The sequence below is a fragment of the Pantoea sp. B270 genome (genome assembly GCF_018726825.1).
GTDB classification, from domain to species: domain Bacteria; phylum Pseudomonadota; class Gammaproteobacteria; order Enterobacterales; family Enterobacteriaceae; genus Pantoea; species Pantoea dispersa.
The window spans coordinates 1,032,104-1,055,044 of record NZ_JAHCSX010000001.1; the positions used below are offsets into that span (position 1 = coordinate 1,032,104).

Genomic DNA, 22,941 nt, shown 5'->3' on the forward strand with positions numbered 1-22,941 from the left:
TTACTGTGCGGGAGCATCCTGCGAGCTGCCCGCGCTGTCCGGCACGCTGCTATCCGCATCGCGACCGTTTTTCTTGTAAACGATTTTCTGCGTGTCGTTTTCACAGTGGCCAACGACCTGACCGCCTGCCTGATCAACCTGATCGTTCGGCACAATATCCAGCGTAAAATCCGATTCCGCCACGCCATTGTTGATGATCTTTTTGCTGATGTCGGCGCGCACGCTTTCGCAGGACGCCTGCACCGCCAGCGGTAACGCCAGCGCCATTAGCAACACAACTGCATTACGTTTTTTCATCACTCACTCCTTGTTGCGTCATTCCCGTGAAAACTATAGCAGCTGGCGCGCATTACGGCGCCAGCGGACGGCCGGTGCGGCGATCGAGGCAGCGCAGGGTGTTCGGTTCCCAGTACGCATTAACGTTGTAGCTTTTTTCGCACGCGTCGCGGGTATCAAAGGCCCGGTCTGCCTTGTCGAACTCTTTCTCCACGCGGGTATTCACCTTGTTACGCAGGTTGCGCGTATCGTTCCACTGCTCTTTGCTCTGACGCGCCGCCTCGTTGCTGGCCGCGTTGTTGCCATCTTCAATAATCAGGCGATCCGTCTTAGCGACAGCCAGCGGCGCAGTCAGCATCACGCTGGCGGTCAGCGTGGTAGCGAGCAGGGCGGAAAACATTTTTTTCATCGTCATTTCCTTTCGTTAACTCCAGCACAGCGCGCAGGGCGGCTGTCACAACACTGTCTGCCAGTATATCATCGCTGCTTCTTTGCTCACCAGCGGTGAGCGGTTTGTTTAACGATCAGAGAGACTTTGTATGCTGGTGAAAACCGCGCTGCTGTTTTTTATCACTGCGATTGCCGAGATCACCGGCTGTTTTCTGCCGTGGCTGTGGCTGAAGCGCGGCATGAGCGCCTGGCTATTGTTACCGGCCGCAGCCAGCCTGGCGCTGTTTGTCTGGCTGCTGACCCTGCATCCGGCAGCCAGCGGTCGGGTTTATGCGGCTTATGGCGGCGTGTATGTGTTAACGGCGCTGATCTGGCTGCGGCTGGTCGATGGCGTCAAACTGAGTGCGTGGGATTGGGTCGGTGCGCTGGTGGCGTTCAGCGGCATGCTGATTATCGTTATCGGCTGGGGCAAGGCCTGAACCGGCCGTGCAGGGCGACCCGACGGGCCGCCACGCGCAGCTTGCTTATCCTTTAAACACTTTCAGTCCGGCGGTGGTTTGCGTCACCGGCATGATTTCCAGCGTGTTGATGTTGACGTGCTTCGGCAGCGTGGTCACCCAATAGACCGCTTCCGTCACGTCTTCCGCCGTCAGCGCGGTGGTGCCTTCATACACCGCATCCGCGCGGCCATCGTCACCTTTGAAACGCACGTTCGAAAACTCGGTACCGCCCACCAGGCCAGGCTCGATATCGGTGACGCGCAGCGCGGTGCCGTGCAGGTCGGTGCGCAGGTTGAGGCTGAACTGGCGCACAAACGCCTTGGTTGCCCCGTACACGTTGCCACCGGCGTACGGCCAACTGCCGGCTATCGAGCCAATGTTGACGATGTGACCGACGTTGCGCTCTACCATGGCAGGCAGCACGGCGCGCGTCATATACACCAGCCCTTTATTGTTGGTGTCGATCATATTTTCCCAGTCTTCAACACTGGCTTTATGTGCCGGTTCGACGCCCAGCGCCAGCCCGGCATTGTTCACCAGCACATCGATATCACGCCATTCGGCGGGCAGGGCGGCGATGGCTTCTTCGATAGCCGCGCGGTTACGCACATCCAGCTGCACGGTGTACAGGTTGTCGCCCAGTTCCTGTTTTAATTCCTGCAAACGCTCAGCACGGCGTCCGCTGGCGATCACTTTGTGACCTGTAGCAATGAAGCGGCGGGTGATACTTTGACCAAAACCGGCGGTCGCACCGGTAACAAAAATAATCATCTCACTGTTCCTTATACGATTTCAGGTTCTCTGCCACACCTTAGCATTAACCCCGCAGCGGCGCTCATGAAAAGCGTGAGCGGCGTGTTGCAGAATCTTTCCTGCACGGTTGCGGTGCAGCCCTGCACCATGAGCGTGCCCGATCAGGCACCTTTTCCCGGCGTAAAACGCCAGCGCAATGCGCAAGGGCAAAACCACGAACAGGCAATCGGTTACGCATACGATTGCCTGCAATTTTTGCGACGATAATCGCGCTGAAATTGTGTATTTATCTGAATTTAAAGTGATTGTTGGATGGGCTTGCCTGGCATGCGGTTTGCAACATCTTTGCTATATCTATCTGAAACCTGCATTACACCCTGAAGGAAGCGTCATGTCTGACTCTGTTGTAACCCGCCTGCGCGCCAGTTTTTTTGATTTCCCCGCGCTGGCCGATCAGCCCGATGGCCTCGCCGACCAGGCACGCTACCTCGAAGACGGTCTGCTGACGCTGCGCGACGGCAAAGTGGTGAGTCTGGAGCGCTGGCAGCCGGCACATCAACACCTGGAATCAACGCAGGTGATCGATCTGCGCGGCAAGCTGATCCTGCCGGGGTTTGTGGATACCCATATTCACTATCCGCAGACCGAAATGATCGGCGCGTTCGGTGAACAGCTGCTGGAGTGGCTCAATCAGTACACTTTTCCGGTCGAGAGCCAGTACCACTGTGCGGTGCACGCGGCGCGCATGTCAGCGTTTTTCCTGCAACAGCTGCTGGCTAATGGCACCACAACTGCGCTGGTGTTTGGTACGGTGCATCCGCAATCGGTAGACGCGCTGTTCAGCGCCGCCGAACAGCTGGAGATGCGGCTGATTGCCGGCAAGGTAATGATGGATCGCCACGCACCGCCGGAACTGACCGAAACGCCGGCGCAAAGTTATCAGCAGACGCGTGAGCTGATTCAGCGCTGGCACCAGCGCGGGCGTCTCGGTTATGCGCTGACGCCGCGCTTTGCGCCGACCTCATCGCCGCAGCTGCTGGAAAAAGTGCAGCAGCTGAAAAACGAGTTTCCCGATACCTGGCTGCATACCCATCTCAGCGAAAATCAGCAGGAGATCGCCTGGGTAAAAACGCTGTTTCCCGCCCATGACGGCTATCTTGATGTGTATCACCAGCATCAGCTCACCGGCAAACGCAGCGTATTTGCCCACTGCCTGCATCTGGAGGATCGCGAATGGCAGTGCCTGCATGACACCGATTCGGCGATGGCCTTTTGTCCGACCTCCAACCTGTTCCTCGGCAGCGGGCTGTTCAATCTTAAACGCCGCTGGCAGCAGCGCGTGCGCATGGGCATGGGCACCGATGTTGGCGCCGGCACTACCTTCAATATGCTGCAGACGCTGGGTGAAGCCTATAAGGTGGGGCAACTGCAGCAGTACAAACTCAGCGCTGCAGAAGCGATTTACCACGCTACGCTGGGCGGCGCCCATGCGCTGGATCTTGATGACAAAATCGGCAACTTCAACCCCGGTAAAGAGGCAGATTTTGTGGTGATCGATCCTGCCGTATCACCACTGCAGCAGCTGCGCATGGCCAACAGCGACGATATCCATCAGCGTTTGTTTGTCCTGATGACGCTGGGTGATGACCGTAACATCGCGCAAACCTGGGTCAACGGTAAGTGCGTGTGGCAGCGGGAAAGCCATACGCACGCGCAAGGTTGTTGCCAGGCGACGAAACTGCCAGGATAAAAGCATACCGCCGCAGGTGGCTGCGGCGTTGCTGATTATCAGGAGCGATAATGACTTCACGTGCCAATCCGTTTTTTAACGTCAGCCCGTTGCCGTACCAGACACCGCCGTTTGATCTGATCGACGAAGCGCATTTCCTGCCGGCGCTGGAAGCCGGAATCGCCGAAAAGCGCCAGGAAGTGGCGGCCATTGCCAGCAACCCCGAGCCGGCAACCTTTGCCAATACCTATGAAGCGCTGGAGCGCAGCGGTAGCCTGCTAAACCGGGTGTACCCCGTTTTTGCCGCGATGACCTCAGCCAATACCAGCGAGCGGCTCCAGCAGGTTGATGAGCTGATCACGCCGCAGCTGACGGCGCTCAATGACGAAATCTACCTTAACCCGGCGCTGTTTGCGCGGCTCGACAGCGTGTATCGGCAGCGCGGCTCGCAGTGCCCGGATGCCGAAGCGATGCGGCTGGTGGAAGTCACCTGGCAGCGCTTTCAGCTGGCCGGCGCCAGCCTGAGTGAGAGCGATAAAGCGCAACTGCGCGCCTGTAACCAGGAGCTGGCCAGTCTGGGCACGCGTTTCGGTAACCGGCTGCTGGCGGCAACTAACGCCGCGGCTTATACCGTCAGCAGCGCGGCGGCGCTGGACGGCCTGTCGCCGGCGGCGCTGGCACAGGCGAAGGATGCCGCCGAGGCGCGCGGGCTGCACGACGCATGGCTAATCCCTCTGCAAAATACCACCCAGCAGCCGGTGCTGCAGTCGCTGACGGTGCGCGCCACGCGCGAAGCGCTGTTTCAGCAGGCGTTGACGCGCAGCGAGCAGGGTGACGACAACGACACGCGCGCCATCGTGTCGCGCATGGCGCAACTGCGTGCGCAGCAGGCCAGTCTGCTGGGCTTCGACAGCTTCGCAGCATGGAGCCTGCAGGATCAGATGGCGAAAACGCCGGAAGCCGCCCAGTCCTTTATGCGCAACATCGTGCCCGCCGCGACGGCGCGCGCCGGGCGTGAAGCGGCGGATATTCAGCAGCTGATCGCCGATCAAAACCACAGCTTCCCGCTGCGCGCCTGGGACTGGAATTACTATGCGGAACAGGTACGCACCGCGCAATACGCGCTGGACGAAGGGCAAATCCGCCCCTATTTTGAGCTCAACACTGTGCTTGAAAGCGGCGTGTTCTGGTGTGCCAGCCAGCTATATGGCATCCGTTTTGAACAGCGCCACGATCTGCCGGTCTACCATCCGGACGTCAACGTTTATGAGATTTTCGATGCCGACGATGCACCGTTAGCGCTGTTCTACACCGATTTCTTCACGCGGGATAATAAGAGCGGTGGCGCATGGATGGGCAATTTCGTCGACCAGTCGACGCTGCTGGAAAGCCGGCCAGTGATTTACAACGTCTGCAATTACAGCAAGCCGCAGCCCGGTCAGCCGGCACTGCTCAGCTGGGATGAGGTGATCACACTGTTCCATGAGTTTGGCCACACGCTGCACGGCCTGTTCGCCACCCAGCGCTATGCCAGCCTGTCCGGCACCGCCACACCGCGTGATTTTGTCGAGTTTCCGTCGCAAATCAACGAACACTGGGCCAGTCAGGATCAGGTGTTTGCCCACTATGCGCGCCATTATCAGACCGGTGAAGCGATGCCCGCCGCGCTGCGCGACAAAATGGTGCGCGCCGCGAAATTCAACAAAGGCTATGACATGACCGAACTGCTGGCGGCGGCACTGCTTGATTTGCAGTGGCACTCGCTGTCACCGCACGATAATCCGCAGGATGTCAGCCATTTTGAGCAGCAGGCGCTGGCGGCGGAGAATATTGCCCTGAGTGCCGTGCCGCCGCGCTATCGCTCCAGCTACTTCCGTCATATCTGGGGTGGCGGCTATGCGGCCGGGTATTACGCCTATATCTGGACGCAGATGCTGGCCGACGATGGCTATCAGGCGTTTGTCGAGCGGGGCGGTCTGACGCGCGAAAATGGTCAGCGCTTCCGTGAGCAGATTCTTTCGCGCGGTAACAGCAGCGATCTGCAGCATCTGTGGCTGGCCTGGCGCGGTAAAGCGCCGGACATCGGGCCGATGCTGAAACACCGCGGCCTCGACGAGGCGTAACGCGCCGTAACCGAAGGACCAGCCAGCAGTGCAGCTGGCTGGCCTGCACGCTTATCCCAGCGGACCGCCTTCAATGGTGTCGCACATGCCGGCCAGCACGCGTTCGCCGGTTTCCTCTTTCAGTCCGGCATACCATTCCGCGGTAACCGCCGCATCTTTGGCGTGGGTGACATCACAACGCTTGCGCGCTTTCAGCACCAAATCACGGGTGCGCTCGACGCGCCGCGCCTCATAGCGCAGCAGGCCGTCCTCAATGCCCAGCGAGTGGGCGGTCAGGGTTTGCGCCAGTACCACCGCATCTTCCATGGCCGCACAGCCGCCCTGGCCAATATCCGGCGTGGTGCTGTGTGCCGCATCCCCCAGCAGCGCCACACGTCCTCTGACAAAGCGGCTGAAGGGTTCGATATCATGAATCTCCACGCGATTGGTGGTTTGTGCGTCAATGCTGGCGATCAGCCGCTGGACCGGTTCGGCCCAGCCGGCAAAATAGCCGCGCAGATCGTCTTTCACCGTTGCGCGATCCTGCGCCAGCCCTTTCGGCAGCGGGACATCAAAGAAAAAGTAGAAGCGGTTACCGCTCACCGGCATCAGCGAGACGCGCTTGCCCTCGCCGACAAACGTGGTCCACTGATCGGCGGGCGCGATGCTCTCATCGATGGTGACCAGGCCATTCCAGTTAACGTAGCCTGCGTAGCGACGCTCGACGTGTTCGCCCAGCACGTGATGGCGAATCACCGAGTGGGTGCCGTCGGCGGCCACCATAAAATCCCCTTCAGCCTGGCTGCCGTCATCAAACCAGGCGGTCACGCCGCTGGCATGCTGCTCCACCCGCACAACGCGTTTGCCAAAGCGGATGCGTTCGCGGCCGTAGCTGTCGATCAGCAGCGCCTGTAACTCTGCGCGTGCGACCGGATAAGGATACTCGCCGACCTGCTGCACCAGCGGTGACAAACTGAAGCGGGTCAGGGTGCTGCCGCTGTGGCCATCGTTGTAAGCCATAAACGCCATATTGCCGCCGAGCGCGCGCAGCTGTGCCTTGAGACCCAGCGCATTGAGGCACTTCACACCGTTAGGCCAGATAGAGATGGCCGCGCCGACCGGTTTCATCTCTTTCACCGCTTCATACACTGCGGTGCTGAAACCCGCTTTTTCCAGCGCCAGCGCCGCGCTCATGCCGCCGATACCCGCTCCAATCACAATCGCTTTCATTACCGTCTCCTTTACTGTGCACCCTAAACCCTGCAACTTTTGTACCATCTTGCAGGGCCAGGATGGCAGTGAGTTAAAGTATTGAAAATAATGATTTATATTCTGGTTGGGTCATGCGCTGCTTCGGCAATGGGCGCAGATGCTGCACCTTAACAGGGCATCACCCGGGGGAAAGTGAACCAAAGGTTTCACGCTGGCAATCATCCGGCCAGCGTTCATACTCTCTCCATCCATCCTGCGAGGACTGAATGATGAAATGGATAATGATGTTATGGCTGCTGGGCAGCCTGAGCGCAGCGGCGCAAACGCCGTGGCAGCCGGAGAGAAAAGGGGATTTGCCGCAGCTCACGCCGGTAGCAGCGAAGTGTGATGTCTCTTCCTGTCAGCAGAACTGTTACGTGCAGCAATCGCAGTGCAAGAATGACAACGGCGGCGGCTGTGGCTCGCTGGCGCAGATTTGCGTACAAAACTGTGCCAGCCAGTGCCGCTAGACCGTTTACGGATCGTCTTTGATGCGGCGATCGATGGCGAAGGGAGCGGAGGTCGCTGTGGCAATCAGCGCGGCCGCGGCCGGGTGATCGGGGTTAAACAGCGCATTATCTTCGCCGGTGAGGATGCTGGGCACCGTCATCAGCAGGGGAAAGCCGATGTGCGGATCGAGAAACGCCGCGCCGATGGCCTGCGTCTCCTCCTGCTGCTGATATTTTTCCCAGCCGGCCGGCAGTTTACTGCTATCGAGGGCGATGATGTCGGACTCCGGTACCGTCACGGTAAACACCACAAAGCGGCTTTGCTCCAGCAGCGTTTTCCCGGCGTGCACCACCAGTTCCAGCGTCGCCAGCGCTTTTGAGCTGCTGAGGTAAACCGCTTTCATCCCGGGCGGATTCCAGCGGCCACCCCATTTTTCTGCGCCAGCACCGTTAAACGCCTGGCTGGCGTACTCCGCTTTGACTATTCGATAGAACACCCTGACGGGTGCGGCCGGATCCTTCCGTCGTGTCATCAGACAATCACTCCGTGCTCCAGGCGGCCAATCAGCGTCAGCACCGCGTCGCAGCCGGCGGGCGTACTGAGCATGTTAATCGGCTGCGCGTTGTCGAGCGCCAGCGCGGGCTGATACATCCAGTGCATCGCCACTTCCGGATCGCCAGCGAACAGCTGGATCACCGCATCCAGCACTTCAAACACCTGATAGATGCGTGCACCCTGTTCGACCGAGAGCTGCGATCCAGACTTCTCGCGGCGCCGGTAGGTGTTGCGGTCAATCGAGACCATTTGCGCGATGTCGATCGGCGTCGCTTTCAGAATCGTGGCGGCGCGTTCGACAATGCCGACATCCATGCCGTCGGTGATCAACTTATGCGCCTTAAGCCGGTTACGCGGCAGCCCCATCTGATCCATAAAAGAGGGGCGGGCGTGCTGAATCAGCGACGGATCAAAGATGCGCGATCCGCTGGTGGGATTAAAAGCCGATGCGGTGGACATCACAACCTCCTGATAATGTTCATGTGAACATTTTTATGCATCAAGTGTACAGCATTTGCCCGCCGGTGTCATGGTTTGTTCACGCCGCACCGCCATTAACTGGCGGTGCGCCAGATGTCGCTCATCGCCAGCTCAAGTTTTTTAAACAGCCGGTAGCGGGTGTCATGAAACGCGAAGCGCGCCGCGCGGGGCTGCAGCGCCTCCGGCGCAAGGGTGACCGCCTGCTGCACGGCGGCAGCCAGATTCGGCCAATGACCCACGCCCACGCCCGCACACAGGGCCGCACCCAGCGCCCCGGTTTCGTGGCAGGTTGCGACGCGAATCGGCATCCCCAGCACATCGGCAAACATTTGCGGCCAGACACTGCTGCGCGTCGCGCCGCCGGAGAGCGTGGCCTGGTTGACCGTAATGCCGGCCGCGCGCAGCCGGTCAATGTGCGCCCGGTGGGCAAAGGTCACGCCTTCAAACAGGGCAAACAGCATGTCAGCGCGCGTATGCCAGCCGCCGAGGCCGTAAAAGCCGGCTTTGGCGGGTTCGGCTTTCCGCCCTGAGTAGAGGTAAGGGTGATACAGCGGCAGCTGCGCGTCAGGCCTGACCTGTGCCACGCTGTCGCTGCTGCGCGCCGCGCCCTGGCCGGCGCGGCCATCATCAAATTCACGCAGGAACCAGTCAAGATTGGCGGCAGAAGTGGCGCTGGCCTCGATCGCCATGTAGTGGTCGCGTTCGATGATCGAATTCATAAACACCGGGCGCAGATAATCAGGTTTGTCGACCACCACCTGATTGATGCTCCAGGTACCGGCGACAATGGAGGCCTCACCGCAGTTCACTACGCCCGAGCCGACCGCGCTGGCAACCACGTCAAACATGCCGGCCACCACCGGGATGCCAGCCGGTAAACCGGTGAGCTGTGCTGCGCGGGCCGAGACCACGCCGGTAACCTCGCAGGATTCACGCAGCGGTGGTAGGAGGGCGAGCGCCTCTTCGATGCCGTACAGCGCCAGCAATTCACGACTGTAGCTGCGCTGGCGATAATCAATCAGCCCGGCACCGGCCGCATCCGAATAGTCCGCGCTGACGTTGCCGCACAGAAAATGGGCGATGACATCTTTGGCACACAGCAGATGGCCGATCTGCGCCCAGCGTTCCGGCTGATGCTGACGTATCCAGCTGATCAGCACCGGTGTGGCGGCGGGCCACGGTTTCTGCAATGACAGCGCGTAAATCTGCTGCGCCGCACCGCTGGATTCCAGCACCTGTACCGTGGCGCTGGCGCGATGATCAATCGACTGGATGCCAAACAGCGGGCGCTGCTGACGATCCAGCGCATACAACCCGTTGCCGTGTCCGGCGGCCCCGACGGCAATCACCTGGCTGCCGTGCGTGCCGGCTTGCTGCAGGCAGCGACTCACCGCGTTGCTGACGCCGCGCCAGATATCTTCAACTGGCCGTTCAGCATAGCCTTCCTGCGGCTGATGCGTTTCGCCGGCGCACTCCGCTACCGACAGCACGCGGCCGCTCAGGTCAAACAGTACCGCTTTGATCATGGTGTTTCCGGCATCGATGCCGAGAATCTGGCTCATATCCGACTCCGTTTCAGGCGAAGACGGCGCACCGCTTAAGCGCCGGTGCAGGTCACGCTTAACCCTGCTGGTAGATGTCCAGCGCATCCGCGCCGCTGACACCCTGATGGATAATCGCCATCAGCGCGCTGACCACGCGTGACGGATTATCATGTTGATAAACGTTGCGGCCATATACCATGCCGCTGGCACCCTGCGCCATCAGCGCGGCGCTTTTCGCCAGCACCGCGCCCAGTTCCCCTTTGCCGCCGCCGCGCACCAGCGTCGGACAGCGCGCCGCCTCCACCACACGATGGAAATCCTCTGTGTTATCCGTGGGGTCGGCTTTAATGATGTCGGCGCCCAGCTCCCGCGCCAGCCGCACCAGCGGCACGATTTGTCTGACGTCACCGAGCGAGCCGTACGCCGCGCCCTGGCCGGCGGGGGCCATCACCAGCGGCTCCACCATCAGCGGCATGGCATAGCGATCGCAGGCCTGGCGCAGGCGGCCAATGTTCTCCACGCACATGCGAAAAATGCCCGGTTCATCCGGGATCTGGTAGAGATTGACCACCACAGCGGCGGCATCCATCTGCAGCGCGGCAAGAATCGGTGCCTCCGGATTGTGCAACACCGCCCACATCTCGCGATGGCGCGCTGCGTTATAGGCATTGCCGACGTCGGTGCGCATCACCAGCGCCGGTTTGCGCCCGGCAACGCGCTGCAGCAGATCGGCCTGGCCATAATTGACCTGGATCGCATCCGGCTGTGCGGCAATCAGGTTGCGCATCACGCTTTCAATATCTTCCAGCCCCAGCAGAAAATCGGGCTCGTTGGCGATGCCGTGATCGATCGCCACATCCAGGCACTTGCCGTGGTGAAATAACCGGTTGAGGCGAACTTTAGGGGTGAGTGACATCCTGAACTTCCTCCTGTGAAAACGCGGATGCGAGCGCGTGCAGCCCATGGCGCTGCGCCAGGCTGATTGCGGTGTGCTGCAGATGTTCAGCGCGCTGGCTGTCCTGCCAGCCGAGCGAGTCGGCCAGCAGCTGCGAAATTTCCTGCATGAGCGGCGGCGTTAATTCACCGCAGATAGCCAGTGACGTACGGCGCACCAGCACGTCTTCCAGCTGGCACACCTGTTCATGCTCAATCAGATAGCGCAGTTCGGTAGTGCTGTAACCGGCATGATGCTGCAGCGGCTGTTCGCCGTACTGCTGAATCAGCTGCAGCAGCGGCAGGGCCCGGCTGCCGTAGCGTTTCGCCAGTTGCGTCACGCGCGCCAGCGGAAGGTCATATTGCTGTGCCAGCGCACTGAGCCAGGCGGGCTGGGCGGACGGCGCCGGAAAATCCCGGCCGCCGCCAATCGGCAGGTCGCTGCTGGAGACGCGACGCTTTTCTCCCAGCAGGCGCAACACGCGGTCGGCGGCCTCTTCCCCGAAGCGGCGGAAGGTGGTCCATTTACCGCCGACCAGACACAGCGTGCTCCAGGCACGCGCGTGGTCAGGCGGCAGCAGCACCAGCGAATGGTTACGCGAAATCTGACCATTCACTTTAGCCTCGCTGGCCGGCAGCGGGCGCACGCCGCAGAAGGTATAAACCACCGCGGATGCTGGAACCACGATGTCAGGAAATACAAAGCGCAGCGACTCAAGAATGTAATCCTGCTCTTCGGCTTCGCACACCACGCCCTCAGGGTCATCAACGCGGATATCGGTGGAGCCCACCAGCACTTTGCCGAACCAGGGAAACATAATGCACACCCGGCCTTCCTGATTTTCGAAATAGACCATTTCACCGTCCAGCATCTGTAACAGCTGTGGATGATCGAGGATCAGATGCGATCCTTTGGTGCCGCCTATCAGTCTGGTCGGTGGTGAATGCACGGCCAGCTGCTGATTCAGCTGGTCGATCCACGCGCCGCCGGCATTGACCAGCACGTGCGGCTGCAGGCTAAAGCGCTCACCGCTCAGCGTATCTTCCAGCAGCACCGTCTCGTCGCTGGCGCTGACCACCCGCAGATAATTGAGCGCCAGCGCCTCCGGGCAGGCGCGTTCCGCATCTTCAATCAGCTCAAACCCGAGTCGCTCCGGCGCGCTGATCCACGCATCGTAGTAGCTGGCGCTGTATTTCACCCAGGGTGCGAAGCCAGGCCAGCGATCGCGCGTGGCGGCTTCGTTACGCAGCTGGTGGCGCGGCATAGCGCCATACTGTCGCGTGTAGAGGTCGTACAGGCTCAGGCCGGTTTTGATCAGCAGCGCGCCGCGCCGGGTGGGCTTATCGCTCAGGCGCAGGAAACGTCGCGTGGCGTTAACCAGTCCACCGCCGAGATTATCGATAGGTACGGTGGTGCGCAGCGGAAACACATAGTGCGCGGCGTTTTTCAGCAGGCGATCGCGCTCCATCACCGACTCTTTCACCAGGCCAAACTCGCCGGTTTCCAGATAGCGCAAGCCGCCGTGAATCATGCGCGACAGCGCGCCGCTGGCCGCCTGGCACCAGTCACCTTTCTCCACCAGCACCGCAGGAATGCCCTGTAATGCCAGCTCACGAAAAGTACTGATGCCGTTGATGCCGCCGCCGACGATCAGCACCGGCAGCGAACTGCGCGCGCGCAGGCGGCTAAGCCGTTGTTCGCGGGTCAAAACCTGCTCCATTATCAGCTCCTTGCGATGAACGCTTACTTGTCAAAGGTATAGGAGCGGGCGCAGCAAACGGCAAATCAGGTCCTGCAGGATGTGATTTTGTTCACTTCAAACAAGAATTGTCGGGAAGCCTGGCTGGGGTAACGATATACTGCCGGTCAGACATCATGGTTAACCTGCAGGAAAAGGAATTTTCATGTTTTCATGGGCCCGATTAAGCGCACTCGCGCTGCTGGTCAGCGGCAGTGCGCTGGCAACGACATCACCAGACAGCATCATCAAACCGCTGATGCAGCAGTATCAGATCCCCGGTATGGCGGTGGCGATTCTGCACGACGGCAAAACCGAATTTTATAACTACGGCGTGGCATCGAAAGAGAGCGGACAGCCGATCAACGAGCAGACGCTGTTTGAAATCGGCTCGCTGAGTAAAACGTTTACCGCCACCTTAGCCAGCTATGCGGCGCAGCAGAATAAACTGAAATTCAGCGACGCGGCCAGCCAGTGGCTGCCGGAACTGAAAGGCAGCGCTTTTGATCGCGTCTCGCTGCTGAATCTGGCGACGCACACCAGCGGCACGCCGCTGTTCGTACCGGATGACGTGACCAATACCCGCGAGCTGATGCGCTGGTACAAACAGTGGCAGCCAGAGGCCCAGCCGGGCACGGTGCGGGTTTATTCCAACCTCGGTATCGGTATGCTCGGCATGATTGCGGCTAAGAGTCTGCATCAGCCGTTCATCAGTGCGATGGAAAAGCAGCTGCTGCCGGCGATGGGCATGACGCACAGCTATGTGCAGGTGCCTGCATCACAGATGGGGCGCTACGCCCAGGGTTATAACAAGCAGGATCGCCCGGTGCGGGTCACGCCAGGCCCGCTGGATGCGGAATCCTATGGCCTGAAATCTACCTCTGCCGATCTGATTCGCTGGCTGGCCATTCAGCTGCAGCAGCAGCCAGTCGCGCCCGCATGGCAACAGGCGGTGGCCGCGACGCATCAGGGCTATTACCACACCGAGGCCGCTTTTACTCAGGCGATGATGTGGGAATATTACCCGCTGCCGGTAACCACGCAGCAGCTGGTGGACGGCAACAGCGGCGCGCGCATCATGAAGGGCATGAAAGCCACGCGGATTACGCCGCCGCAGGCTGCGCCGCAGCAGGCGTGGTACAACAAAACCGGCTCCACCAACGGATTCGCCACCTACGCCGTCTTTATTCCGTCGCAGCGGGTTGCGCTGATTATGCTGGCAAATAAGTGGTTCCCGAATGACGATCGGGTGGTGGCTGCGGAAAAAATCATCAGCAACATCGGGAAAGGCGAATGATAACCATCAGAGCGCTGCGCGCCGAAGATTTCATGCCGTGGCTGGCGCTGTGGCAGGGCTATCAGCGCTTTTATCAGACCACCATTGACGATAACACCACCGGCGAGAGCTTTCGCCGCTTGCTGTCCCGCGCGGAACCCATGCACTGTCTGGTGGCCGAGCAGGACGGCGCGATGGTCGGGCTGGTGCATTTTCTTACCCACCGCTCAACCTGGACTCAGGGCGACTACTGCTATTTGCAGGACCTCTACGTCAGCGAAGCCGCGCGCGGTCTGGGCGCCGGCAAGGCACTGATTCTGGCGGTCTATGAACAGGCAGAGAAGCTCGGCTGTTCGCGCGTTTACTGGCTGACGCAGGCGTCTAATAGCCACGCGCGGGCGCTGTACGATCGGCTGGCGCAACAAACCGACTTTGTGCAGTACCGTCATTTATTCGATCAGCCGTAATTTTCCCGGGCTGCCATGGAGGGCAGCCCCGCGTGCCTGATCCAGGCGCGCTTGCGTTATTCATCCCACCGTGTCGCTCCCTGGATACTTTCAAACGATAACCCCACAGATAAATAACTGTGATCATGCTCGCTATTTTCTGCCTGCGTGCTGTCTTTTTGTTCGCTCGATGTTATGAATGAATATGTAATGTGTTTCGAATGAAACTAAAGCGTAAACAGACGGAGTGCGAGATGAACACCACTTTTACCTCAGAACAACAACCCGACGATTTTAAACAGCATGTGCGCCTGATGAAGCAGGCGCTCAGAGCACAGATTGGCGATGTCGAAGGCCTGTTTGAGCAGGTCAGAAGTAAGATTGTCAGTGAAATCGCGGCCGCGCGCGCCGAAGAGAAGCAGCACGGAACGGCGTGGCCGCAGGTCAGCTTCGCGGATCTGGCCGCTGGCCGCATCAGCGAACAGACCAAAGATCATATCCGCCGCCGCGGCTGCGTGGTGGTAAAGCAAACCTTCAGCCGCGAGCAGGCGCTGGCGTGGGATGCTGACATGCTCAACTACCTCGACGACAATGATTTTGACCGCGTCTATCAGGGGCCGGGTGACAACTTCTTTGGCAACCTCGACGCCTCGCGGCCGGAGATCTATCCCATTTACTGGAGCGATGCGCAGATGTCGGCCCGCCAGAGCGAGGCCATGGCGCAAACCCAGGCGTTCCTCAATCGCCTGTGGAAATTCGAATCCGCCGGTACGCGCTGGTTTGATCCGGACGTGAGCATCATCTATCCGGATCGCATCCGGCGCCGGCTGCCGGGTACCACCTCAAAAGGGCTGGGCGCGCACACCGATTCCGGCGCGCTGGAGCGCTGGCTGTTGCCGGCCTATCAGCAGGTGTTCAGCAAGATCTTTTCTAACCAGTTCGATCAGTACGATCCGTGGGATGCGGCGCACCGCACGGATGTGCAGGAGTATCAGTCTGGCACCACCACCAAATGTTCGGTGTTCCGCACGTTCCAGGGCTGGACCGCACTCTCTGATATGCAGCCCGGTCAGGGACTGCTGCACGTGGTGCCGGTGCCGGAAGCCATGGCTTATCTGCTGCTGCGTCCGTTACTGAAGGATGTGCCGGAAGAGGAACTGTGCGGCGTGGCGCCGGGCAAAGTGCTGCCGGTATCGGAGCGCTGGCATCCGGAATTAATTGCCGGCCTGTGTTCGATCCCGGCGCTGCAGGCGGGCGATTCGGTGTGGTGGCACTGCGACGTGATTCATGCGGTGGCGCCGGTAGAAAATCAGCAGGGCTGGGGCAACGTGATGTACATTCCCGCCGCGCCGATGTGCGATAAAAACGCCGACTATGCGCAGCAGGTGGCGCAGGCGCTGGCGACCGGTGTCTCGCCGGGCGATTTCCCTAAAGAGGATTACGAAGCCAGCTGGCGCGGCCGTTTTACGCCGCAGGATCTGAATGAAAACGGCCGGCGCAGTCTGGGATTAGCGTGATTTCTGCTAAGCTGGGCAAAAACTTTTTTACAGCAGGCTCTATGAACGCACGTCATCAGCACATTATTCAACTGGTCAGCGAGCGCGGCAGCGTCAGCGTCAATGAACTGGCGCAGACCACCGGCGTTTCGGAAGTGACGGTGCGCCAGGATCTGAACCTGCTGGAGAAGGGCGGCTTTCTGCGCCGCGTGCACGGTTCCGCCGTGGCACCGGAAAGTGATGACGTAGGCGCGCGCATGCAAACCCGCTTTACGGTGAAAAAACGCCTGGCGGAGTACGCCGCCGGGCTGGTTAATCCCGGCGAAACGGTGTTTATTGAAGGCGGCAGCACCAATGCGCTGCTGGCGCGAGAGCTCAGCCATCGGCAGGACATCACCATCATCACCGTCAGCCATTACATCGCCGGACTGCTGCGTGAGCAGGGCGGCGATGTGATTATCCTCGGCGGGCTGTTTCAGAAAAGCAGTGAGTCAGTGGTCGGGCCGTTAACGCGGCTGTGCATTCAGCACCTCAACTTCCATAAGGCATTTATTGGCATTGACGGCTGGGATGAGGCGACCGGTTTCACCAGCCGCGACATGCTGCGCTGCGATGTGGTGAACGCCATCATGGAAAAGCCCACCCACACCGTCGCGCTCACCGACTCCTCCAAATTTGGCCAGATTCATCCCTATGCGCTGGCGCCGCTTCAGCCGTTTAAGCAGGTGATTACCGACGCGGAACTCGCCGCAGGCTGGCAGCAACAGCTGCGTGCGCAGTCGCTAAAGCTCAGTCTGGTTTAACCTTTATTGCGTTCAATCTATCCCTCAGGCTTAGCGTGATCAGCCATTGATTGCATCGGTGCACCTTTCATGTAATAAATAAAGTTACATGAAGGCAACTAATCGGGACAATGATGACGCAAAATACCAACGATATCTTCAACGAAGAGTTTGCGCGGCAGTACGACGCGTATAACGGCAAACATCAGCCAATCGCCGATAACCTGCATCTGCTAATTTCACTGGTGCTGGACAACGCGCCGCCGCAGGCGCGGGTGCTGTGTGTGGGCGTCGGGACCGGCAGCGAAATTATCCGGCTGGCGCAGCAGCACCCGGAATGGCAGTTTACCGGTGTCGATCCTTCACCGGACATGCTGGCGGTCTGCACAGAAAAACTCAGCGCCGCCGGGATACGGGCGCGCTGCCAGCTGCATCAGGGCTACCTTAACGACGTGCCGGTTACCGCCGATTACGATGTGGTGCTTTGCCTGCTGGTGACGCATTTTATCCAGCATCCGCAGCGGGCGGGTATTTATCAGCAGATGCAGCAGCAGCTGAAATCGGGTGGACGCTTAGTAACGGCAGAAATTGCCGGCGATGTGCAGGATACCGGCTTTGATGAACAACTGCTGTTCTGGAAAACCATGCATGAGAGCGCCAGCGGCAGGGCGCAAAACCTGGATGAGATGAAGCAGATGCTGACGCAGCGGCTGCTGTTGCTGCCTGCTGCCCAGACCGAAGCGCTGATGGCGCAGGCCGGTTTCACGCCGCCGCAGCGTTTCTTTCAGTCGCTGCTGATACATGGCTGGACCGCGCGTAAGCGCTAAACCGCTTAATAAGGTTGGGTGAGCTGACGATTCAATAAGATAGCAGTGCCTGCGCCGTCAGCTCGTCGGTGATCAAACCGGTGACGAGTCCGCTGGCCAGCACCGCGCGGATCGCTGCCACTTTGCTCGGTCCGCCGGTCAGCGCCACGATCTCTGCGCGCTGCGCCAGATCCAGCGGCACTGACAGTGTGCGTGCCGTCAGCGAGTTGTGAATCATCTGCCCGTCGGCGGCAAAAAAGTGCCCCAGCAGTTCGCCCACCGCGCCGGCTTCCGACAGGGCGCGGATCTCGGCTGTATCGATCATCCCGGCTTCCACCAGCTGGGCGGCCGGTTCCACGGTGCCAATGCCCACCAGCTTCACTTCACTGTGCGCGGCCATGCTAAATACTTCGCTGACACCACGCTGCGCCAGTAGCACATCGCGATCCTCTTCGGTGTTAGCAAAAAACGGTACCGGCATCATGTAGGCCTGCGCACCGGTTTTTTCGGCGATGCGATGCATCACGTCATGCGGATTGAGCGCGTAGTTGCGCGTCAGACAGCCGAGCAGGGAGACAAAGCGCAGGTGCGGCGCGTCGATACGTGCCAGCTGGTGAATTGCTGCCGACAGCGTCCGGCCGTGGCCGAGACCCAGCGTGATCGCCGGCGTGGAGGCCAGCAGATTACGCAAATAGTCGGCACCGGCCATGCCCAGCGCGCGCACCGGCAGGCCTTCTTCACCGAGATCGGGTGCCACCTGACAAAAGTTCAGGCCGTAGCGGCTGCGCAACTGCTCTTCCAGCGTCACGCAGGCGACAATCGCGCCGTCGATGGTGACTTTCACCGCGCCTTCGGCCACCATGCGCGCAATCAGCCGATGGGTTTTCACCGACGGCAGGCCGAGCCGTTTGGCTACTTCAGCCTGCGTCAGGCCGCCGACATAGTGCAGCCAGGCCGCCCGCAGGGCCAGAGAGTCATCGCGTTCAGCGGAAGTCGGTGCGGATTTCATCGGGTTGTCCCTGTCTGGTTGAGGGGTGCTGCGGGCTGACGAAAGCCCTCAGCACGGCATGCTCACGCGAGATGCAAATCCTGCACCCCGGTATCAATATGGTCGGCCCAGAACGCCACGCTTTCAGCAATCTCCGCCACCACATTGCTGTCGGTGGGTTCGCGCTCTTTGAAGCTCAGCTCGAGGCAAATCTCGTTATCCTGCGCGCCGCCGCGCGCCAGCGCCTCGAGCAGCGGCTGCGGCTGAATGCGACCGCCGGCATTGTACTGCAATGTAAAGGGCCTGTGCCCGCCTTTATCCATCATGCTCTGCTTTATATGGATGATGGGCGAAAAGCGCGGCACCGCTTCAGCCCACGCGTAAGGGTCGTAGTCACGCGGATCGGCAGAGGTGACATCGCCATGATCGATATCCGCCATCATCCACATCGGCAGGGCAAACTGTGCCGCGCTCAGCCGCTGCTGCAGTGCCATACAGGCGGGAATGGTTTCGCCAAATTCGCGCCCGACGCTCATCGGTTCCCAGAACAGGTAACGCAGACCGGCCGCTTTGGCGTGTTCCGCCACTTCCGCCCAGCAGTCAATGGCGATGGCAATCAGCGCTTCACGCCGCGCCGCATCGTTAAAATCCCGCTGGGTGAAGATGGCAAACTGCGAGCCCACCGCGACGCCGCCCAGTTCCGCGGTGATGTCGGCAAAGGTCTTGAACCAGTCAATGTAGTAGCGACGTACCGCCGCATCCGGATGACCAAAATGGTTGAGGCGGCCATACGGGCCGGTCATGCCGGAGGTGACGCGCACGCCGGTGGCACGCAGCGCCTGCTGCATGCGGCGCGTCATGTGGCTGAGGGTGGCGGCGGGCCAGCCGGGATTGATAAATTCATGCGTCAGCTGCAGATCGCGAATGCGGATCTGCTGCGCCACGGTGTGAATCAGATCGCCGGGATCGGCGAAGCGGTTCACCAGCGGATTGGTATTCAGCGAAAGCGTTAATGGCATGCGGCACCTCTCAGCCAGCGTGGGCGCGCAGCGGCGCGGCAGGGTGGAAAGTCTGTTCGAACCACTGGCTGAACGCGGTGCGCTGTGCGGCGCTCAGGTGCAGCTGATGTTTGGTGCGACGCCACAGGATATCTTCCGGCTGCTGCGCCCATTCGTACTGCACCAGATAGCGCACCTCGGCCTCATACAGCTGGCCGCCAAAATGCTCACCGAGATCGCTCAGCGCGCTGGCGGTGCCCAGCAGCGTGCTCATCCGCGCACCGTACAGACGCGCATAGTGCTTGCGCAGCGGCTGCGGCAGCCACGGCCAGCGCGTTTTGATCTCTTCCAGGAAGCTGTCAAAATCGGCATGGGCGATCTCGCCGCCCGGCAGCGTGGCACTGCGCGTCCAGTCCGCGCCCATGTTGGGGAAAAACGGCGCCAGCTGTTGCAGCGCATGCTCGGCCAGCTTGCGGAACGTGGTAATTTTGCCGCCGAACACGTGCAGCAGCGGCGCATCCTGTTGATTATCCAGGTCGAACACATAATCCCGCGTCACCGCCGAGGGATTGCCTTTGCCGTCGTCAAACAGCGGCCGTACGCCGGAGAAGCGGGTAATTACATCGCTGGCGCGCAGCTTAACCTTGAAGTAGCGATTCACCACGTCAATCAGATACTGCTGCTCGCTATCATCCGCACTGACATCTTCCGCTTTGCCCTGCCAGGGAATGTCGGTGGTGCCGATTAACGCTTTATCACCCTCATAAGGATTGATAAAAATCACCCGCTTGTCGGTGTTTTGAACCAGATAGGCCTGCTGGCCCTCCCAGAATTTCGGCACGATGAGGTGCGAGCCTTTCACCAGCCGCACGCTGCGCTGGCTTTGCGTGTGGCTAACCTGATTGACGATATCCAGCACCCACGGCCCGGCGGCATTCACCAGCGCGCGGGCGAACACCGTGCGCTGCGCGCCGCTGGCCTGATCCTGCAGGGTAATCTGCCATTTGCCCGGCAGACGCTGCGCTGACACGCAGCGGGTGCGCGGCAGAATGGTGGCGCCGCGCTCGGCGGCATCCAGCGCATTGAGCGTCACCAGCCGGGCATCGTCGACCCAGCAATCGGAATACTCAAAGCCTTTCTGGTAGCTGTCCAGCAGCGGTGCGCCTTCAGGATCGCGCGTCAGATCGAGCACGCGCGTGCCCGGCAGTTTTTTGCGTCCGCCAAGGTGGTCATAGAGAAATAGCCCCAGCCGCACCAGCCACGCCGGGCGATCGGACGGGCTGTGCGGCAGCACAAAGCGCATCGGCCAGATAATGTGCGGCGCCGCGTTCAGCAGCACCTCGCGTTCAATCAGCGCCTCGCGCACCAGGCGGAATTCGTAGTACTCCAGATAGCGCAGGCCGCCGTGCACCAGTTTACCGGAGCGTGAGGAGGTGCCTGCGGCAAGATCGTCTTTTTCACACATCATCACCGACAGCCCGCGCCCGGCGGCATCGCGCGCGATACCGGCACCGTTAATGCCACCGCCGATCACAAACAGATCCAACGTGTTGTCACTCATGCGTTACTCCTTAAAACTGTTTAATGCCTGCCAGGCGGCAGGAAGATCGCGGCGGATCTGCTGATACTGGGGGAACAGCTGCTGGTAGCGCTGCATCAGCGCAGGCGACGGCGCTTCGGCGTCGTCCAGCAGCGGGCGCACCCAGCGTTCAACGCACTGCGCCATGTCCGGATACGCGCCAATCGCCACCGCTGCCATCATGGCCGCACCCGCTGCGCCGGCTTCCTCGCGCTGGCTGATGCGCACCGGCGCGCCGATACAGGCGGCAAGGATTTGCCTGAGCGGCTGCGATCGCACCGCACCGCCGGTAAGGCGAATTTCTCCCGGCAGCGTGGCGCCCATCGCCTGATAACAGTCGCGAGCTGCCATGCCGATGCCTTCAATCACGCCGCGCACCAGGTCGCCAAAGTTGTGCTGGTAGTTAAGGCCGGTGAAACTGGCGCGCGCATCGGCGTTGACAAACGGTCCGCGTTCACCGGCCAGTGAAATGTAAGGATGGAACAGCAGGGTGCCCGGCTGCGCGTCGTTGAGCCAGCGATCGATCTGCTGCACCAGCCGCGCATGATCGGTTTCACAACCAAAGCTGCTCAGCAGATCGCTGGCCACGTTCAGCAGCCAGTCGAGATTGAGCGTGGAGGCCATGTTGGTTTGTACCTGAGTGACATAACCTGGCCACGGCAGCGGGATCACGTAGCCGGTTTGCGCCGGGTTGAGCCATACCTCGTCAATGGTGACGCTGCGCAGATGCACGCCGGTTGAGCCGACAATCGAACAGGCGGTATTGGCTTCACCGGTGTGCACCCCGGCACCGAGCGCGGTCATCGCCATATCGACATAGCCGAGACACACCGGCGTGCCAGCCAGCAGGCCGGTTTGCCGGGCGGCGTCAGCGGTCAGGCCATGGGTGATTTGCGTGCCGTCGATAATCTCCGGCAGCAGGTGGCGCCGGTGGTTAAGCCCCAGCGCGTCAATCACCGTATCGTCGTAGCGCTGGTGGCGATAGTTGCCAAAGGTAAAGCTGGCTTCAGACGGGTCGGTGGCGCGCACACCGGTCAGATTGAGATAGAGCCAGTCCTTGCAGTGCAATGCCACTTCGGTGCGCGCCAGCAGTTCGGGATAGTGCTGGTCCATGTGCGCCAGCTGCGCACCCTGCTGGCAGGTGTTAAGACCGGTGCCGGTGGCCTGAAAGCGTGCGGCGGCCAGCGGCTGCTGATTGAGTTTTTCCACCGTGGCGGCGGCGCGGGCATCCAGCCAGATCCACGCATCGTCCACCGGCTGATTATCAGCACCGACCAGCCAGCTGCCGTCGCCCTGGGCGGTCACCGCCACGGCCACCACGCGCGCCGCCAGATTCTCCACCCGATCGCCGAGCTTGTGAATCGCACTGACCGCATCTTGCCAGGTTTGCGTCATTGACTGCTGGGCGGCACCGCCTGCGCTGCGGTAATAGCGATTGCGCGCCGACGCGCACGCCAGCTGGTTACCTTCCAGATCAAACGCCACCGCTTTAACCACCGAGGTGCCGGAATCCAGACCCAGAATGATATCGCCACTCTCCACATACACCTCCGTTCGCTGCTCCCGGAGCGGGAACCCCTGTTTGGTTTATCCGCAGCCTTGTTAATGAGCTGTGATGATTTTGCTAAATACTGTCTTACACCACTTCTCATGGAGATAACATATCTGATGTATTATTTTTCCCAAAAAAGAATAAATTTCACACCGGATGGCGAGTTCGATCACAAAATCAGCGGGGATTGCGGATGCACCTGCACACTGTGAAAGGTTTTTAATGATTGTATTAAAGGGGTTTTTAAACGGATTTGGGGTGATTGCAGGCAAATAAGCGATCCAGATCGCGCTGTGCGAAAAATTGCGCGCCACCT

At 60.3% G+C, this 22,941-nt stretch carries 23 protein-coding genes; 10 read left to right on the plus strand and 13 right to left on the minus strand.

Annotated elements, in window-relative coordinates; all coding sequences use genetic code 11:
• A complete protein-coding gene (locus KOL70_RS05030) occupies positions 1 to 297 on the minus strand; it encodes a DUF1161 domain-containing protein (RefSeq protein ID WP_058769782.1) in 297 nt (98 codons plus the stop codon).
• Positions 298 to 349: 52 nt separating this feature from the next.
• The gene (locus KOL70_RS05035) at positions 350 to 685 is read right to left on the minus strand and encodes a DUF1283 family protein (RefSeq protein ID WP_211726193.1); all 336 of its coding nucleotides are present in this window, start codon (positions 683 to 685) and stop codon (positions 350 to 352) included.
• Positions 686 to 818: 133 nt separating this feature from the next.
• On the opposite strand from KOL70_RS05035, the gene KOL70_RS05040 reads away from it, so the two are divergent.
• Positions 819 to 1,145: a YnfA family protein gene (locus KOL70_RS05040; protein ID WP_031279118.1), complete on the plus strand. Its 327-nt coding sequence runs from the start codon at positions 819 to 821 to the stop codon at positions 1,143 to 1,145.
• A gap of 45 nt (positions 1,146 to 1,190) precedes the next feature.
• On the opposite strand, the gene ydfG is transcribed toward KOL70_RS05040, so the two are convergent.
• The gene (gene ydfG / locus KOL70_RS05045) at positions 1,191 to 1,937 is read right to left on the minus strand and encodes a bifunctional NADP-dependent 3-hydroxy acid dehydrogenase/3-hydroxypropionate dehydrogenase YdfG (protein WP_010618462.1); all 747 of its coding nucleotides are present in this window, start codon (positions 1,935 to 1,937) and stop codon (positions 1,191 to 1,193) included.
• A 66-nt stretch (positions 1,938 to 2,003) separates the two neighbouring features.
• Here ydfG and KOL70_RS05050 point away from each other — a divergent pair, with 66 nt between their 5' ends.
• From KOL70_RS05050 to dcp, 3 genes are all read left to right on the plus strand, one after another.
• The gene (locus KOL70_RS05050; protein ID WP_215480303.1) at positions 2,004 to 2,186 is read left to right on the plus strand and encodes a hypothetical protein; all 183 of its coding nucleotides are present in this window, start codon (positions 2,004 to 2,006) and stop codon (positions 2,184 to 2,186) included.
• A 124-nt stretch (positions 2,187 to 2,310) separates the two neighbouring features.
• Complete coding sequence (gene guaD, locus KOL70_RS05055; RefSeq protein WP_215480304.1) at positions 2,311 to 3,669, plus strand: guanine deaminase; 1,359 nt, start codon at positions 2,311 to 2,313, stop codon at positions 3,667 to 3,669.
• Between the two features lie 50 nt (positions 3,670 to 3,719).
• Entirely contained in the window at positions 3,720 to 5,771 is a 2,052-nt protein-coding gene (gene dcp / locus KOL70_RS05060) for a peptidyl-dipeptidase Dcp (protein WP_215480305.1), read from the plus strand.
• Positions 5,772 to 5,822: 51 nt separating this feature from the next.
• Here the strand turns inward: dcp and hpxO are convergent, their stop codons facing one another.
• The gene (hpxO, locus tag KOL70_RS05065; RefSeq protein WP_058780578.1) at positions 5,823 to 6,980 is read right to left on the minus strand and encodes an FAD-dependent urate hydroxylase HpxO; all 1,158 of its coding nucleotides are present in this window, start codon (positions 6,978 to 6,980) and stop codon (positions 5,823 to 5,825) included.
• A 248-nt stretch (positions 6,981 to 7,228) separates the two neighbouring features.
• On the opposite strand from hpxO, the gene KOL70_RS05070 reads away from it, so the two are divergent.
• Positions 7,229 to 7,471, plus strand: a complete 243-nt coding sequence (locus KOL70_RS05070; RefSeq protein ID WP_369974293.1) for a hypothetical protein — start codon at positions 7,229 to 7,231, stop codon at positions 7,469 to 7,471.
• A gap of 5 nt (positions 7,472 to 7,476) precedes the next feature.
• On the opposite strand, the gene KOL70_RS05075 is transcribed toward KOL70_RS05070, so the two are convergent.
• The 5 genes from KOL70_RS05075 to KOL70_RS05095 form a co-directional block, all read right to left on the minus strand.
• Entirely contained in the window at positions 7,477 to 7,983 is a 507-nt protein-coding gene (locus KOL70_RS05075; protein ID WP_215480306.1) for an RES family NAD+ phosphorylase, read from the minus strand.
• Entirely contained in the window at positions 7,983 to 8,465 is a 483-nt protein-coding gene (locus tag KOL70_RS05080) for an antitoxin Xre/MbcA/ParS toxin-binding domain-containing protein (protein WP_021506062.1), read from the minus strand. Before KOL70_RS05080 ends, KOL70_RS05075 begins: the two co-directional genes overlap by 1 nt.
• 95 nt (positions 8,466 to 8,560) lie before the next feature.
• Entirely contained in the window at positions 8,561 to 10,048 is a 1,488-nt protein-coding gene (locus KOL70_RS05085; protein WP_215480307.1) for an FGGY-family carbohydrate kinase, read from the minus strand.
• A 58-nt stretch (positions 10,049 to 10,106) separates the two neighbouring features.
• On the minus strand, positions 10,107 to 10,946 hold the full coding sequence (locus KOL70_RS05090) for a class I fructose-bisphosphate aldolase (protein ID WP_215480308.1): 840 nt from the start codon (positions 10,944 to 10,946) through the stop codon (positions 10,107 to 10,109).
• On the minus strand, positions 10,930 to 12,684 hold the full coding sequence (locus tag KOL70_RS05095) for a glycerol-3-phosphate dehydrogenase/oxidase (RefSeq protein ID WP_215480309.1): 1,755 nt from the start codon (positions 12,682 to 12,684) through the stop codon (positions 10,930 to 10,932). Before KOL70_RS05095 ends, KOL70_RS05090 begins: the two co-directional genes overlap by 17 nt.
• Before the next feature lie 184 nt (positions 12,685 to 12,868).
• Here KOL70_RS05095 and ampC point away from each other — a divergent pair, with 184 nt between their 5' ends.
• The 5 genes from ampC (at position 12,869) to KOL70_RS05120 (ending at position 17,529) form a co-directional block, all read left to right on the plus strand.
• Positions 12,869 to 13,999, plus strand: a complete 1,131-nt coding sequence (gene ampC / locus KOL70_RS05100; RefSeq protein WP_136545682.1) for a class C beta-lactamase — start codon at positions 12,869 to 12,871, stop codon at positions 13,997 to 13,999.
• Positions 13,996 to 14,445 carry a GNAT family N-acetyltransferase gene (locus tag KOL70_RS05105; RefSeq protein WP_021506057.1) on the plus strand — a complete coding sequence of 150 codons (450 nt, stop codon included), beginning with the start codon at positions 13,996 to 13,998 and terminating at the stop codon, positions 14,443 to 14,445. The genes ampC and KOL70_RS05105 overlap by 4 nt, the downstream gene beginning before the upstream one ends.
• Before the next feature lie 233 nt (positions 14,446 to 14,678).
• A complete protein-coding gene (locus KOL70_RS05110) occupies positions 14,679 to 15,941 on the plus strand; it encodes a DUF1479 domain-containing protein (protein WP_215480310.1) in 1,263 nt (420 codons plus the stop codon).
• Positions 15,942 to 15,982: 41 nt separating this feature from the next.
• Entirely contained in the window at positions 15,983 to 16,723 is a 741-nt protein-coding gene (locus KOL70_RS05115) for a DNA-binding transcriptional regulator YciT (RefSeq protein ID WP_215480311.1), read from the plus strand.
• Between the two features lie 110 nt (positions 16,724 to 16,833).
• On the plus strand, positions 16,834 to 17,529 hold the full coding sequence (locus KOL70_RS05120) for a class I SAM-dependent methyltransferase (RefSeq protein ID WP_254185833.1): 696 nt from the start codon (positions 16,834 to 16,836) through the stop codon (positions 17,527 to 17,529).
• A 31-nt stretch (positions 17,530 to 17,560) separates the two neighbouring features.
• Here the strand turns inward: KOL70_RS05120 and KOL70_RS05125 are convergent, their stop codons facing one another.
• From KOL70_RS05125 to KOL70_RS05140, 4 genes are all read right to left on the minus strand, one after another.
• On the minus strand, positions 17,561 to 18,517 hold the full coding sequence (locus KOL70_RS05125) for a sugar-binding transcriptional regulator (protein WP_215480312.1): 957 nt from the start codon (positions 18,515 to 18,517) through the stop codon (positions 17,561 to 17,563).
• 62 nt (positions 18,518 to 18,579) lie between these two features.
• On the minus strand, positions 18,580 to 19,515 hold the full coding sequence (locus KOL70_RS05130) for a sugar phosphate isomerase/epimerase (protein ID WP_104092938.1): 936 nt from the start codon (positions 19,513 to 19,515) through the stop codon (positions 18,580 to 18,582).
• 10 nt (positions 19,516 to 19,525) lie between these two features.
• Positions 19,526 to 21,055 carry a glycerol-3-phosphate dehydrogenase gene (locus KOL70_RS05135; RefSeq protein WP_021506051.1) on the minus strand — a complete coding sequence of 510 codons (1,530 nt, stop codon included), beginning with the start codon at positions 21,053 to 21,055 and terminating at the stop codon, positions 19,526 to 19,528.
• 3 nt (positions 21,056 to 21,058) lie between these two features.
• A complete protein-coding gene (locus tag KOL70_RS05140) occupies positions 21,059 to 22,615 on the minus strand; it encodes an FGGY-family carbohydrate kinase (RefSeq protein WP_021506050.1) in 1,557 nt (518 codons plus the stop codon).
• Between the last annotated feature and the right edge of the window lie 326 nt (positions 22,616 to 22,941).